The sequence below is a fragment of the cyanobacterium endosymbiont of Epithemia clementina EcSB genome, from assembly GCF_029919255.1.
Classification (GTDB): Bacteria; Cyanobacteriota; Cyanobacteriia; order Cyanobacteriales; family Microcystaceae; genus Rippkaea.
The window spans coordinates 1383041-1398102 of the sequence record NZ_CP123991.1 but is presented as its reverse complement, the minus strand read 5'-3'; the positions used below and the strand labels follow the sequence as shown (position 1 = coordinate 1398102).

Sequence of the window (15062 nt, the reverse complement as noted above, 5' to 3'; positions counted from 1 at the left end):
AAAGTTGCATTTATTTATTATTATTTGTTATTACAAAAAAAATTTTTGTAATAACAAAGCGACTTTTTATTAGGTTTAGTTAAAATACAGCAATGATCTATTTAGTTTAGGAATAAAATCTACGATTTAGCGTGAAACGATCCAATATATTAATTGGGAAAAATATTGATTATATAGAATTAACTAGTTAAATATCAGACGAAGAAAGTCAATGTTTATTTTTTGAAGACTAATTAATTAGTCTTCAAAATAAGAGGCGCCATATGATAATACTTTTTGTTATTTTTTCTCTTAGATTTTTTAAAAAATCTACTTATTTTAGCTAAAAAGATAATATTAATATTGAATATTTCTACAAAGTTTTTTGTCTTAATTAAATTTTTTTATATTCTTGAATTTTTTAGTATATGTTCTTTTTTAAGATAAATACATAAGAGTTACTCTTTACATTTAATAATAAAAATTATTAATCTAAAACAGACAGATTTTTACACCCGAATCAAACTTTTATAAAAATTTTATTAATTTAATGTATTTTTCTGAAAGTTTAACTGTAATAAATACAATTTTTTAAAATCAAAAAATACAAATTACTGTTTGGTATTCTTCAAAAGAGAAACAAACTATTTATATAAAAGTCTAGATCTGATATAAATAGTTTGTTTTTTAAAACTTAGATTTTATTTGTAAGACTTAGTTAGGTATTTAATTTTAGTGGTATTTATTAAGCAATGATATTAAATTTAAATTTAATTAAATCTAATACAAACTCTGTCTAAATAAGTTTAACTAAAATCACTTTATTAAAAGCTATTTTAGTAAAGTACTACCATTTTAATTAAAACAGAATAATTTAAGGTTATAAAACACAATTTCTAGAAAAAGATAACGATGTTTTTTTACAAAAACTAAGTACTTGCTTACATAAAAAAATAGGTATTAGAGTTGGGGTATCTACTATATATCATTTCGTCTAAAAAAAATTAACATAAAAAATACTTTATGTCTTAGTAGCTTACACAGATGGGTGTGAACTTTGAGACGAACATATTTGACATTGCTTGGATAACTCAAACTTTCAGACCTAGTTTTTATCGAAGTAACCGGAGTTAATTTAGCCATGATTCATTACTTTGTAAGAAGTACTAAAAGAAAACTAGTTTATGGAAACTATATCAACAATCAAACATATAAAATTGATTGTGGTGCTTTATAAATCAATTTATTTATTTTTTAACCTTATAAATTATGAAATTATATTTCATGATTGTGACTAGTAGCTTATGTAGTTATAGATAATTACGCAGCTCATATAACAATAAAAGTTAAATAATTGATCTTCTTTTTTTAAAAAAGTTATTTTTTTTTTATTTCTTAACTTTAATTGTATTAATATACGTTGATCATTGCTTCTAAATAAATAGATAATTTTAAAAAAGTCATAGAATATTAAAGTATTAATGCACATAATTTTTGCGGTATTTTTTCTATATTTAAAGCTATTTTTTTAGTATATAATTATCAGAGTTACTAAGTGTATTCAAAGAATAGTTAACAGATATAGTACTTAACTATTACTCCAATAGTGGTGCTTTTTTATAAAAGCTAGAAATACTAAAATAAACCAAATTATAGAAATTAGATATAAGCTATCTATTCTGTTTTCTAGATTAGAATAAGATGGTGATAAATAAGTAGCAATATTTTAAGCCTTAAAGCTGGAAATAATTATATTTTTATGCAAACAATATTTGTTTTTTGACTAGATCTAAAAAAACATATAAATTAATATTATTATGTTAATGTTTACAAAAACAATTTTTTAGATAGTTACATAATCCTAAAAGAATTTTATTTTTTCTAAAAAAGAATATTGAGATAGGAATGTCCGAAGGAAAAAATACAAAAACTATGCCTTTAATACATCAAAATTTGATAATTTTTTAAAAAGACAAAGCACCCAGAAATTTATTTAATCCTCCCTTAGATTAAGATTTAAACTTTATCAACCTGTTTGAAATGGTCAATTAAAAATAAATTAGGTTGATACTATGTCGATAGTATCACTAACAAACAATGATAAAAACTTTCAGTTAAGATGGTGAGTGTTAGAATACACATGGGTTCAAAGACGAGGTTAAATCAATTGCTGACTCTCGGTGTTAATATTGATCATGTAGCCACCATCCGCCAAGCAAGACGTACGGTGGAACCTGACCCCATCGCTGCTGCCGTCTTAGCGGAATTAGGAGGGGCAAATGGTATTACTACCCATCTCAGGGAAGATCGTCGTCATATTCAAGATATAGATGTACGGTTGTTGCGTAAAACTGTTCGTACTCATTTAAACTTAGAAATGGCTGCCACTGATGAAATGGTTGAGATCGCCCTCGACATCAAACCAGATTACGTGACCTTAGTTCCCGAAAAACGAGAAGAAGTAACTACCGAAGGAGGGTTGGACATTGTAGGGAATTATTATCGTCTGAAAGAAATTGTTGTCCGCTTACAAAGTGCAGATATTCCAGTAAGCTTATTCATCGATGCACAGGAAAACCAGATTCAAGCATCAGCCAACACCCAAGCTCAATTCATCGAACTCCACACTGGTAAATATGCAGATGCCCCTAACGCCGTAGTACGTCAAAAAGAGTTGGAATTTTTAAGACAAGGATGCGAAAAAGCGTTAACCTTAGGATTACGAATAAATGCTGGTCACGGTTTAACCTATTGGAATGTTTACCCTGTTACTTGTTTACCAGGGATAGAAGAATTGAATATCGGTCATACTATTGTCAGTCGTGCGGTGTTAGTGGGGATGGAACGAGCAGTCCGAGAAATGAAACTAACTATGAGAGGAGAATTCTAAATTATTAATGATCCTTAACATAGAAAATTTTTTTGAGATTGATAATTGATCTTGAGTAGTTTAGATACTAATCACTAATCAATGAAAACCTACTATTACGTTTTAGCCAGCCAACGTTTTCTCGTAGAAGAAGAGCCCCTCGATGAAGTATTTCGGGAGAGAACGCGGAACTATGAAGAGACAAATAAAGAAATTGATTTTTGGTTGATTAAACAACCCGCCTTTATAGAAGCCCTAGAATTCGCAGAGGTTAAAGCGAAATGTCCTCAACCATCTGTTGCCATAATCTCCCTAAATTCTGAGTTTATTACTTGGCTAAAATTACGTTTAGAATACGTTATTAAAGGTGAATTTGAAGCCCCATCAATCTCTATTGCTGATCCTTTAGCTTCCCTTGAAGGAGTTTAACAAAAATTATAAAGTAGAGGTCAAAGGTGATTAATTCTCCCCCGAAACTGATATTCAATTATTAGTAGTTAGGGTAACTTCTTGTACTTCACCAATATTTCCTAACTTTCGGCTAGGCTGATTATTAACAACAAGGTTGACTACTCCCGCATTACCAGCCCGAATAATCAAACTTTTTTGGGCAATCCAGCTTTGCTTAGTGCCTTTTCGTAAAATTCCTTCATATTCAGTTTCACCGTCTATCTTAATTCTCATCCAAGAATCCTCTTCTAGAACAACAGAAACGGCTACAGGACCATCTGAATTGAGATTTAAATCGTCTACTGACTTTTGACTGACATTTTGGGCAGCAGGGATGGTACTAGATTTAGGAGAAACAGATTCAAGGATATCGGGAGTAGTTTGAGATTTTCGGCTTGCTAGATTTTTAGTCTTTTTTGAAAGGGTTTTTACCACTTTGGAAGTCTTGTTTCGGGAAGAAGATTCAGAAGATTGAGAGACAGAGAAAAGATAAAAAAGCCCGGTTGCAGCTCCTACTAAGAGAAAAACAAACCCATAAATTTTGAGTTTAGATGGCAAGGGAATGAAAGAAATTGATAATTTTTCATAGGTCACGGGTATTAAATTTTTCAGGAGAGAAAATGCTTTTTTTCGTATTTTTGATGCTTTCTGTGTGCATTTTAAGAGAAATGACAAATCTTCTCCTAAAGATTCGACTGATGAAAGTCTCACGAATTCAGGGGAAATTTCAGAAGAGGGTTCCTCAACTTGTTGGAAGAGAAGCAGATCAGCTAAACTATGTCCGTCGAGGTTTAAGGCTTTTCCATAACGGCGCAAAAGGGCTCGCACATAGACGAGTTCGGGTAATTCATCAACCTGCCCTTGTTCGAGAGCTTTTAGAATAGATAAGTTAATGAAAGTACTCGTCGCTATTTGCTCTAGGGTTAAGGATCGAGATAATCTTTGTTGACACAAATAAGCCCCTAATTCTCGGAGTTGTTGAATTTGGTTGGGGTTATAGTTACTCATTGGTTTTCTTTAAAAGAGAAATGGAATAAAAATAAAAATTATAGAGTTCGGTTTGCTCTCGATTATTGTATCGTAGCGTCAGTTACGGTTTCCTGACGAATGTTAATACTACATTTATAACTAAAAATAACGCTGTTTTGATCCTTCTAACAAAATGGCATTTCCTTCTACCCTTTTTTGATTATCTGAAATATCAAAAGTATTAACTCATTTTTCAAATTCAATACTCTGTTTAGTTCCGATGCTAATCCCAAAAATTCTCCCTAAATCAATTTGATTTTGAGAAACTTGTTGACGGACATCATCTTGACACAGCCAAATCATTCGTTTTTTACCGGCGGTAGAGCGATTGCTACTATCAGGGCTATAAATAAGTTTTGTTACCGATCCTTCCCGAGGATTGAATTTACAATTAAAACGATTACGTTGTAATTTATCTCGAGTCCCTTTTGCCATGAAAGCTCCTCTGATTCCTTCTTCGGTGTTAAACACATAATAGGTTTCTAGACTATCGTTAAATTCTACCGAGCTATTACTATCTAGTTTTACAGTTTCTCGCAGTTCGTCCTGGCATAATCGGACACTTGATCTGAGTCCGTTTTTATCTAGATTAAAATTAACTTTAGTTACTAGTCCCTCACTCCCGTTAACTAAACAGTTATAGTTCAGGGGTTGCCAATTATTCCTGGTCCTTAAACGCGCTGTTCCTTTAATTTTATGCTCTGTCTTAGAAATTGGTGATCGCTCTACGGTGTCAAAAGATATTTCTACCCGTCTTCTCATATCTTCAGTGGCTGCTACTTTAGTTTCAATAGTCTTTTGACAAAGTTCTAGCATTAAATTGTCCGAGTTAGTTTGAGCTAAGATGGGACTAGGTAAGAGTAAACTACTCAAGCCAGTGATCATGCTTACTTTTAGTCCATAACTAATTAAGTTTTTTGAAAACGACATAGACAAACTGATAATCTGCTTCTGTCTTTTAGTATAAAATTTAGTACATTTGTAATGTAAAAAATGACTTAATAAACTTTAATCACAAAAATAGATTCAGCATAAAAATTTTAGTTTTGCAAAAATACAAAGTCCAAATATTATTCAGTAGTAAGGGAACACATTTCAGATATTTAAACTATTAATACATATTAAATTAATTAAAATATAAAAAAAAACTAAAGAAAAAGTGGTGTATTTAAACAGTCGTATATAATGTCCGCCAAGATACTTTATACTTGTTAAGATTTTTAGACAAATGACCGTAATCAATAAATTCATAGTAGCAACTTCTGCTGCTACTCTTGTTTTAACCATAGGCAGTTCTTTGATATTCAATGTTCATAGTTATACTAACTTGCACCAAGCTGAAACCCACAATCATTTAAAAACTACTCCTGCAAAGTTGATTCAAAAAGAGTCTGTCCCATCAGGAGCTCAGACTCTTTTTGAGGTGCAAAATTCAATTATTTCTTTGGCTATTCCCCAATCTATTACTGTTCTTTTTTTCTTAGTAATGGCTGGATTAGGAGGTTTTTTAAAACTCAAAATAGCTCATGCTAAGTTTAGACATAGTAAGTCGTGATAGAAAACAAATAGATAAAAAGTAAATCGATAATTTGTAAAATATCACTAATTTATTACAACAAATAGATTAAATTTTAGTTTCAATTGTTTTGACACTAATTTTATTCATGTTCTCTATCAAGTTTTCTGAGAACAATTTTTTGAGGACAGTATAGATATTGATCAAGTAAATTTTTGTAGAAGTTTAATATTATTTTTTTTAAAAATTGGAAAATAAACAAAAAAGCACTATAACATAAATATTTTTCTATATCACTGATCAAGAACTAAAATAGCTAAGTTTTCAAAATTAATATAATAGCAAAATAATAGCAAAAAATTAATATAATTACAGTAAAAATGATATAGATAAGAAAAATATCGGGAAATTAAGAACTTAAATCAGTTGCATTTATAGCTAACGATTGTTTCTTTTGGGGATGGGATGAAAGACAAAGTAATTTTTTAAATTTAGCAACATATTTTGTCATATAAATTTATTATAAAACTGATAATTTAGATATTCTCAAAGCTAACATGGAAAGATGTCGAAATAATGGAGTTAATTTAGGGTTATTAACTGATCGTTGTTATTGTTATAAACGTCAAGTATTTGTCTCTCATTGGTACTACATTGCTCAATATTTTCCTAATGCAGTATTAAATGAGAGAAATATAGTTTCTGGGGTTACACTGTCTCTAAAGATTCTACTTTGAGTTTCTTATCAACTTAATTTAACCTAGAAAAACTTTCATTAAAGATAAAATAATATTAAATTTAATAAATAAACAAGCCATGAAAATTTTAATCATTAATGCAGGTTCAAGTAGTCAAAAAAGTTGCTTATATGACTTAACTAATAATTATTTGCCTGAACATTCTATAGAACCAATTTGGGAAGCTAATATTGATTGGACAGTAGCTAGAGATCAAGGCATTTTAACGGTTAAAGCTAATGGAACTAGAAAAAATCATTATATAAACTATGATTATCCTTGTCAAGGAATATCCCAAATGCTTAATACCTTAATTCAAGGAAAAACAAGAGTAATTAAAAATTTTTCAGATATTAATATTGTCGGTCATCGGGTAGTTCATGGAGGCACAGATTATTCTGAAGCAACTTTAATTACTCCAGATGTAAAAGCGGCAATCGCCCGCTTAATTCCACTAGCTCCGACCCATAATCCGTCGCATATTAAAGCGATACAAGCTATTGAACAGATATTAGAAAATGTTCCACAAGTAGCAGTATTTGACACTGCTTTCCATTGCCATATACCACTAAAATCAGCAGCTTATCCTATTCCTTATAAATGGTTAGAAAAGGGGATTCGTCGTTATGGTTTTCATGGAATCAGTCATAAATATTGTGCCGAAAAAGTATCTCAAATTTTAAATAAACCTCTAACATCTTTAAAATTAATTACCTGTCATTTAGGCAATGGTTGTTCCTTAACAGCGATCAAGAATGGAATCAGTATTGATACGACGATGGGATTTACTCCTCTTGAAGGATTAATGATGGGAACCCGTAGTGGTTCTATTGATCCTGCTATTTTAATTCACTTAATACGCAAATATAACTTTACGGCAAATCAATTAAATACGATGTTGAATAAAGAATCGGGGTTTCAAGGAGTCTCAGGCATTTCTGCTGATCTGCGATCTATTATTCAAGCAGTTAATGAAGGGAATTCCCGCGCACAATTAGCTTTTGATATGTATATTCATCGTCTGCGATTGCACTTAGGAGCAATGTTAGGCAGTTTAGGGGGGTTAGATACATTAGTTTTTACTGCAGGAGTGGGGGAAAATTCAGCTATTGTACGTGAAAAAACTTGTGAAGCGTTTGGATTTATAGGACTGAAATTAGACCCTAATAAAAACAATAATTCTCCGGTAAATACCGATATTGCAGACGATGATTCAACTGTAAGAATTCTCGTTATTCATACCGAAGAAAATTGGGCAATCGCTCAAGAATGCTGGAAAATATTTAATCAAATATCTTTACCTTGATAGATAAAATATCATGTAACTACTTCCTCTCACAATCGATAATTAAGAATACAGAAGTTGTATGGAATTATTTCATCTATGCTTATCCTAATTTTATAGTCATAAAAGATATATATGTTATATATTAAACATAATATTTCTGCTTTTACTCCTATTCTAGAAGTTATTTTTAAGCGTGAGCTAACTTTATAGTTCTTGCTTTTTTGATCGCATTAGCTGAATTTTTAAACAGACTGGCATCTAGAGATTACTAGTTTTATATTTTACATTCATTGAAGTTCACCTACTTATTCTAAAACTAAGATATGCTAATTTAAATATTTATTAATAGACTTTCTACTAATAAATATTTAAATTTAAAAAATTGTATTAGTCTGATCGTACAGATATTTTATCTTATGTAATTAAGCAATAAAAGTTTTTTTTGTTAAATTAACTTATTGATACCTTTGCTTATTCGATGAAATTATAAAATTTCTTATTACCATATAAACTATTAGCTCCAAGTAGTTAATAATTTTTGTTTAGCAATTAATAGACTTTTTTATTATTTTAGGCTAATTTTAGTCAATAAAAATACTCTTATGAATCTTAATAAGTATTAAGATTAACTATCGTGTTTAATAAAAGTAAATCAAAAAAATTCTAAACAATCAGGGTTGTTAACATAAAAAATAATACCAGTTTTTGTCTATCAAACTACCTCTAGTTATCCTTATCTATACGAAACTACAACAGAAACTTTAGTTACTAAACTTTCTAGGGCAGCAATACTAAAAGATTAATATAAACTAGGAAAGACTGCACAATCAGAAACAGTCTAAACTTTATTTATTTTTTTATTAGATCAAAACCAAGTTAAATTCTATTTATTCTAAATCTCTAACTGCTAAACTAGGGTTTATAAATTATCAGTATTACTGCTACTAATAAATATTTATTATGCATAATTTTGAAGTTTAAAAAGCACTTTTTCTGCTGCATTGAATAAGACATAAATTATTTTTTTATTATGTGAGTTTTATGATAAAAATAAAAATTAAAATAATAAAAGTCAAGATATTATTATTTCTTCTCAAAGCGAATACCATTAAAAACAACATCAATTTTATGTCAAGGAGTATAAAAACCATCGTAATTATTAGCACATATGATATTACGAATAATTATCTGTCAAGTATTTTAAATAAGCATTTCTTTCTTACTGGCAATATAGTGTTGATTTTCTCTATGTAAACTATTACTGCGGCTATATTCTGTGGTATGAATAGTAGCAATTAAAAGTAGTTTGAAATGATGTTTGAGATCAATTGTCGTATCCCCTACCAACCAATCATGGGAGTAGACCGATTAAAAAGAATTCTTTTTAATCGGTCTACTCCCATGATGACTTATGCTATCGTTTGTGTTAAAAACCCAATGGAAGAAATTTTCCGCTATAGCTACAGTAACGCGATGGACATAAATTTCTTCTACTAATTTGTGTTTTAGAGCATCTTCAAACTCAGTTATATTAATTTAACCTTATTGAAATCACTAACTTTTTAACAATTTATGAGTTCCCCGATTTTACAAAAATAACTAGGATAATTTCACTAAAACGCCCGGTTCTTTTTGAATTGGCAACACTTCTATAACATCGGTTTTAGCACAGTATATTAAATCTTCTTCATGATTTGCTCTTAGCAATCGCTGACCATGACTTGCTTGACTAAATAGTTCAAGTAAATTCTCTTTCCATTGGGTATAAAGGGCAACTGCGGCGATAACTTCATCGTTCCCTACAATTATGGCATTAGCCGACAGTAAAGCAGGGGCGATCGCCCCTGCACACATCGTATCTTCGATAGAATAACCTCCCTGCCATCCTGAGCCAATTAAACCAATGGTTTCTGGCTGGGAACCTAACAAATAGCGCACAGTTGCTTGACGGTTAACCATAGCAGAGGTGATCACAGTGGTCGAGTTTTTCACCTTTTGCAAAGCACGAGTGCCGTTAGTAGTAGTCAAAAATAGCCGCTTATCCCCTACTATTTCAGGAGTACAAACGAGTGGAGAATTATCTAGATCAAACCCTTCTATTTGAGCTCCCCCTCTTTCACCAGCCCGAAGGCTTTTTTTGGGGAGCCAGCAATCGCTGGCTTCTCTCAAGTTATCAATGTTACTAAACACTTGTACTGCTTCTGCACCAGCATTTAAGGCAGTGGCTATCGTAGTTGTTGCCGGTAAAATATCGATCACGACGGCACATTCAGGTAAATTATTGGGGGGAATTAGTTCAGGGGTGTGGTAAACAAAAAGCTTCATTGTGTTATAGTAGTTAAATTTTAGAGCACAGAAATGGACACAAAATTTACATATTCTCTTAAAAAATTGAAGATTATATATAAGTTTGGGGTGATTTATAAAGTCTGAAAGAATTAGTTAAAATAATCGCCAATAATCTATTTAATGATAAAAGTAATTAAATAGATTATACTTAAGATACTTGACTTCTCAATTAAACTTTAAAGCTTTTAATAAGAATGGCTAAAGACAATCTCAGGTTATTAAATCTGATTAAATCAGAGGATACATAATTCTTTTTGTTTAACTAAACTAATTCTATTTTTTTAAAAAAATTAAAGATAAAATGTTCTTATCAATAAAATGCTTCTCAAGAGTAACCAGCTTTTAGCTTAATGTTATAAACACCGAAAACAAGGTAAATAAACAGATAAAATAGTTGATATTTGCCAATTTTTTTCAGAAAAAGCATGAAATTACTAATTTTAAATATTATAGATTGTGCTAAACATTGTCAGTTAATTAATGTAAATATTTAGTGTAACATTTGATATTACATTTTAATATAAAAGAAATAACCTCAATTATTTAATCAAAAATCTATTAACAAATATTTGGCACTTAAAAATGAAGAGGATTTAAGCAAAGAACAAAAAGTCAAATTAAACCAGGTGTATAAAACTTTACAAGTTCTCTTAAAAAGATATAAGTTTAAAAAAAGAGTAATTCATGTCTTTTTACTAAAAAAGTAGGACAAGTACAACCTATTATTATTGCTAATTAGTATAAAAATACTTATTTTGCGGAAAAAGTAATAGATGTAGATTTAAATACCTATAGTTTTTATTTTTTAATAAATAGTTCAAAAAAAAGTATAAACTACTAATAATTAATTAGGATTAATTAGAATTACAGCTCATAAATTTAGAAGTTTTATTTATTGTAGATTTACAAGTATTCCGTTTTAAAATTTTACTAATTATCCCTTTATAATAAGGTCAATAGAACCTTTATTTAACTGTTAAAATTATGTTTTTTAAAATCGGTAAAGGTATATAATCACTCTAATTATTTTTGACGATGTAAGTAAACAGCTATACATAAACACAAAAGATAAATTATACAATGCTCTATGTATAAATAAGCCAAATTATCTTCATTTTTAAATATCCTTTTGACAATTTTATAGATTTTTATTTTGATATTATTCTGTTCGTCTAATATTTATTAAGTTTTAAACTAAGAGTTGTAAAGAAAATAAATATAATTTTCTTTTTTTATTATCTCAATTTAGCTTTAATTAAATTATTATCTCTGCCATATTTTTAGTTTATTTTTTAAACCTGGCTTAATTATTGTTATTGTCTTTATTTCTCTTAGTTGCTATTTTTACTTCTTTTTTTCTAATCTTACGGACTCTTTCAGAAGTTAATTTAACTTCTTTATAGCTTACTTTAAGTAGATTAACACACTAATAATAGCAAAAATTGAGCTAAAAATAATTAGATAGAACTTTTCATTCATTGGAGTTTTATCCGGTTAATAAGTACTTTAAAAGTTAAATTTATATTAAGAAGGCAATTTTTAGGAGAGTAATTGATTAAGATGTCTGTCTAAGTAGAGTAATTTTTGGAGACAAAAATGGAAGAAATTAATTTAGGCGACGTCCTACATTGGACTCCCGGAGCTAAGAGAAAATTAGAAAATATTCCTTTTTTTGTGCGAACTCAAGCCCGTCAACGCATCGAAGCATTTGCCAGGAAGATTGGTTCTGATGATGTTACGGTTGAAATAGTCGAACAGGTTCGGTTAGAAGTTGGACAGTAATTTTTCTAAAAAACTTGAAATATTTCTTTTTTGAAAAGACTGTTTGTTAGCTAAATCTTAAGACAGTTGTGGGGTGTGTTTAAGCCATGCCAAGTGGGTGAGCTTAAAGCAGTATTAAATACAAAAGGACTTAAACAAAGGTAGTTGCTAGGTACTAGTCAGCCTAAAAATTAAACTAATACAATTAGAAAAGCAGAAACTATCAAAGTTGACTTACGACCCGAAAATTTTCTCCGGAACGAGCACAAGAGTAGAGATATTGTATTCAAATGCAAGAAAACAGAGAATTGCAGAAACTGCAGGTTGGGTGAATTTATCAAAAAACATAATTAGAAAAATAATCTCTAGATAGATTATTCAAGAAGCCAAATTATTGTAGAATTCACCGAGCAGTGGAGAAAAAAGAGCAAAGAACTTAGAATGAGGAAGATATCAAGCATCTTGAAGAGCCCTCAGAAAAAGATGAAACGACTTAACAATAGTCAACCTCTATCTTAGGGTTTAAAAAAATAGAAAAGTTAAATTAACTTCTGAAAGAGTCCGTAAGATTAGAAAAAAAGAAGTAAAAATAGCAACTAAGAGAAATAAAGACAATAACAATAATTAAGCCAGGTTTAAAAAATAAACTAAAAATATGGCAGAGATAATAATTTAATTAAAGCTAAATTGAGATAATAAAAAAAGAAAATTATATTTATTTTCTTTACAACTCTTAGTTTAAAACTTAATAAATATTAGACGAACAGAATAATATCAAAATAAAAGTCTATAAAATTGTCGAAAGGATATTTGAAGATGGATATGATTAGACCGAGGTGATAAAATGAAGTCTTTCTCCAATAAATTTCTTTAAAAAACTTAATTAAAGCAGTACATAGTATAAATTAGCTCTACTAGACCAAGTCTAATAAATTAGTAACTAATAATTCCCAAAACTTTCATGCTAAATAAAATATAAAAAAAAAGTTTTTATGTATTATTTTTTGAATTGCTAAAAAATAATACACCCTACGTTAATTAAGAGTATATAAAAAATATAAATTAGGTTACTTTTTAAGGTTGACTTATATCTGTATATTTAATACACATAAATTATTTATAAAACAGCAAAAACTAATATATTATGAATTCATAGATGACTTTTATAAAAAAAGTATTAAGTATAAAAAATATTTGATTGGAGATTAATCTTTTAGTTAATTGTCATGAAACTTAGGAATAAAATATAAAGAATAAAACTTAGAAAAAATTTTAGTTTTAGACTCAAAATCAATTGTACATAGTTAATAAAAATGTTAGGATCTACTTTAGTAGAAAAAATAATTATCAATGACCCTACTTGAAGCAGAAGTCCATGCCTCACTGCGAGAGTTTTTGCGCCAGCAAGGACTGCCTTTATGGGATCACCATCTAACCATGGCAAGATTAGTCTCAAGGGGTTTGCGCTTGGGACGTTCAGCAATTATTCAAACTGGGAGTACAGTATCCCGTTATGGATGTAGTTACTTAATGCCAGCATTATTGAGTGATCGCCCTGTTTTATTAGTCGCCTCTTCCACACTTCAAGAAAAATTATTAACCGGAATTATTCCTAAATTACAAAAGTGGTTACAAACTGATCAAGTTATTCATACAGAAGATGAGAGATTAACTTGGGATAATTTTCGGGGAATATTAATGGTCTCTCCCCAAACTTGGTTAAGTACTCATATAGAAAAAAAAAGTTATTTTTCCCTTGAAATTCCTACTTTAATCGATAATGCTGATGAGTTAGAATACTGGACAAGGGAATACTTTACTAGCACCCTTGAACCTCACGATTGGCAACAATTGCAAAAAAACTACTCGGCCTATGGCAATTTAATTCAAGAGGTGCGTCTTTACCTGGCAAAAAAAATTCTAAGCCGTTCCATTAATCCCTATCAATGTTATCTCTTAACCCAAGAGGAATACAATACTCTGCAACATTTAGGAGAAGTACTTAAAGGAGACTCATCCTTTAAACAATTTTTGGAAAAAATATCAGCAAAAAATCAGTTGCTTTGGGCTTCTATAGATTATGAAATTCAAGATTTTTTCCTTCATAGTAGTCCCTTGGAAGTAGGTTCCATATTACAGTCAATTTGGCAAACATCCCCTGTTGTTTTGATGGGAGGGTTTCTAGATGAGGATAAAACTGCAACAACTTACCGTGATAGTATTGGATTAAAAAATGAGGTTCTGTGTCTTAGATTCTCTCCCAATCGACAAAATGAATTTATTAAATTATATATTTGTGATCGTTTACCAATGCCAAATACACCTGAATTTCAAGGAGTAATGCTTAACCAAGTTCGTCATCTTGTTACTTTATGTTGTCATCGTTCACAACTGATTGTTATTCTAATTGATGATATGCCCTTAAAAGCACGAGTTGGAACAGTTTTAGCAGCTGAATTTGGATCGCGGGTACAAGTTGAAAAAACTCAAATTCCTAATAATGGAATTTTAATTAGTGGTTGGGACTTTTGGCATCATAATCATGAAGAATTGCCCGTCCCTCAATTGTTAGTGATGGCGACTTTGCCAATTCCTTCCTTAGAAAATCCTTTAGTGGCTGCCCATGTTAGCTTTTATAAAAAACAACATAAAGATTGGTTTCGCTTCTATCTTTTGCCAACAGCTCTGAAAATAATTCAACGAGTGGTGATGCCGTTACGGGAATGTCAAGGGGTGGTGGCTTTATTGGATAATCGAGTCAACTATCGAAGTTATGGTAGTCGAATATTAACAGCTTTAGAACCATATGCAAAAATAAATTATCTTGATGTTAGTTGGTTCCAAGATTAATTATTTGTTATGCTCTATTTAATCGATCTTTATTGTTATTTATTACCAACATAAAAGTCTGTTTTAGAGAGGTAGTACTGGGGTTATAGTCAAGATTTAAAAACTTTTAAATAGAAAAAGAAAGTGAATAAGATTGAGGCAGAAACTATATTTTTTGAAAGTTTGATTGATGTCTTAAACAAGAGGAGTTAAGTTGCGATTAGATGATGATAATGGATTAAGTTTATTAGAAGC

The 15062-nt window shown here is 29.9% G+C and carries 11 protein-coding genes; 8 read left to right on the top strand and 3 right to left on the bottom strand.

Annotated features, from left to right (window positions below):
• Positions 1 to 2146: 2146 nt before the first annotated feature.
• On the top strand, positions 2147 to 2869 hold the full coding sequence (locus P3F56_RS04600; RefSeq protein ID WP_281153717.1) for a pyridoxine 5'-phosphate synthase: 723 nt from the start codon (positions 2147 to 2149) through the stop codon (positions 2867 to 2869).
• Positions 2870 to 2950: 81 nt separating this feature from the next.
• Positions 2951 to 3277 carry an MgPME-cyclase complex family protein gene (locus P3F56_RS04595; RefSeq protein WP_281153595.1) on the top strand — a complete coding sequence of 109 codons (327 nt, stop codon included), beginning with the start codon at positions 2951 to 2953 and terminating at the stop codon, positions 3275 to 3277.
• Between the two features lie 54 nt (positions 3278 to 3331).
• On the opposite strand, the gene P3F56_RS04590 is transcribed toward P3F56_RS04595, so the two are convergent.
• Both P3F56_RS04590 and P3F56_RS04585 read right to left on the bottom strand, forming a co-directional pair.
• Positions 3332 to 4306: a helix-turn-helix domain-containing protein gene (locus tag P3F56_RS04590; protein WP_281153594.1), complete on the bottom strand. Its 975-nt coding sequence runs from the start codon at positions 4304 to 4306 to the stop codon at positions 3332 to 3334.
• 207 nt (positions 4307 to 4513) lie between these two features.
• A complete protein-coding gene (locus P3F56_RS04585) occupies positions 4514 to 5212 on the bottom strand; it encodes a hypothetical protein (RefSeq protein ID WP_281153593.1) in 699 nt (232 codons plus the stop codon).
• A gap of 343 nt (positions 5213 to 5555) precedes the next feature.
• Between P3F56_RS04585 and P3F56_RS04580 the strand changes: the two genes are divergently transcribed.
• The 4 genes from P3F56_RS04580 (at position 5556) to P3F56_RS04565 (ending at position 9365) form a co-directional block, all read left to right on the top strand.
• Entirely contained in the window at positions 5556 to 5882 is a 327-nt protein-coding gene (locus P3F56_RS04580; RefSeq protein WP_281153592.1) for a hypothetical protein, read from the top strand.
• 518 nt (positions 5883 to 6400) lie between these two features.
• Positions 6401 to 6580, top strand: coding sequence for a hypothetical protein (locus P3F56_RS04575; protein ID WP_281153591.1), 180 nt, complete (start codon positions 6401 to 6403; stop codon positions 6578 to 6580).
• 79 nt (positions 6581 to 6659) lie between these two features.
• Positions 6660 to 7886, top strand: coding sequence for an acetate kinase (locus P3F56_RS04570; protein WP_281153590.1), 1227 nt, complete (start codon positions 6660 to 6662; stop codon positions 7884 to 7886).
• Positions 7887 to 9179: 1293 nt separating this feature from the next.
• A complete protein-coding gene (locus P3F56_RS04565; protein ID WP_281153589.1) occupies positions 9180 to 9365 on the top strand; it encodes a hypothetical protein in 186 nt (61 codons plus the stop codon).
• A 102-nt stretch (positions 9366 to 9467) separates the two neighbouring features.
• Here P3F56_RS04565 and P3F56_RS04560 read toward each other — a convergent pair whose 3' ends face one another.
• On the bottom strand, positions 9468 to 10193 hold the full coding sequence (locus P3F56_RS04560; protein WP_281153588.1) for a 2-phosphosulfolactate phosphatase family protein: 726 nt from the start codon (positions 10191 to 10193) through the stop codon (positions 9468 to 9470).
• Positions 10194 to 11813: 1620 nt separating this feature from the next.
• Here P3F56_RS04560 and P3F56_RS04555 point away from each other — a divergent pair.
• On the top strand, positions 11814 to 11999 hold the full coding sequence (locus P3F56_RS04555) for a PCP reductase family protein (protein WP_281153587.1): 186 nt from the start codon (positions 11814 to 11816) through the stop codon (positions 11997 to 11999).
• A 1329-nt stretch (positions 12000 to 13328) separates the two neighbouring features.
• On the top strand, positions 13329 to 14828 hold the full coding sequence (locus P3F56_RS04550) for a helicase C-terminal domain-containing protein (protein ID WP_281153586.1): 1500 nt from the start codon (positions 13329 to 13331) through the stop codon (positions 14826 to 14828).
• The last annotated feature ends 234 nt before the right edge of the window (positions 14829 to 15062 follow it).

What these genes read in the sequence shown, in the direction of transcription:
- P3F56_RS04570 (WP_281153590.1), top strand. Translation starts at nt 6,660, where the DNA reads ATGAAAATTTTAATCATTAATGCAGGTTCAAGTAGTCAAAAAAGTTGC.
- P3F56_RS04565 (WP_281153589.1), top strand. Translation starts at nt 9,180, where the DNA reads ATGATGTTTGAGATCAATTGTCGTATCCCCTACCAACCAATCATGGGA.
- P3F56_RS04575 (WP_281153591.1), top strand. Translation starts at nt 6,401, where the DNA reads ATGGAAAGATGTCGAAATAATGGAGTTAATTTAGGGTTATTAACTGAT.
- P3F56_RS04585 (WP_281153593.1), bottom strand. Translation starts at nt 5,212, where the DNA reads ATGATCACTGGCTTGAGTAGTTTACTCTTACCTAGTCCCATCTTAGCT.
- P3F56_RS04550 (WP_281153586.1), top strand. Translation starts at nt 13,329, where the DNA reads ATGACCCTACTTGAAGCAGAAGTCCATGCCTCACTGCGAGAGTTTTTG.
- P3F56_RS04595 (WP_281153595.1), top strand. Translation starts at nt 2,951, where the DNA reads ATGAAAACCTACTATTACGTTTTAGCCAGCCAACGTTTTCTCGTAGAA.
- P3F56_RS04580 (WP_281153592.1), top strand. Translation starts at nt 5,556, where the DNA reads ATGACCGTAATCAATAAATTCATAGTAGCAACTTCTGCTGCTACTCTT.
- P3F56_RS04555 (WP_281153587.1), top strand. Translation starts at nt 11,814, where the DNA reads ATGGAAGAAATTAATTTAGGCGACGTCCTACATTGGACTCCCGGAGCT.
- P3F56_RS04560 (WP_281153588.1), bottom strand. Translation starts at nt 10,193, where the DNA reads ATGAAGCTTTTTGTTTACCACACCCCTGAACTAATTCCCCCCAATAAT.
- P3F56_RS04590 (WP_281153594.1), bottom strand. Translation starts at nt 4,306, where the DNA reads ATGAGTAACTATAACCCCAACCAAATTCAACAACTCCGAGAATTAGGG.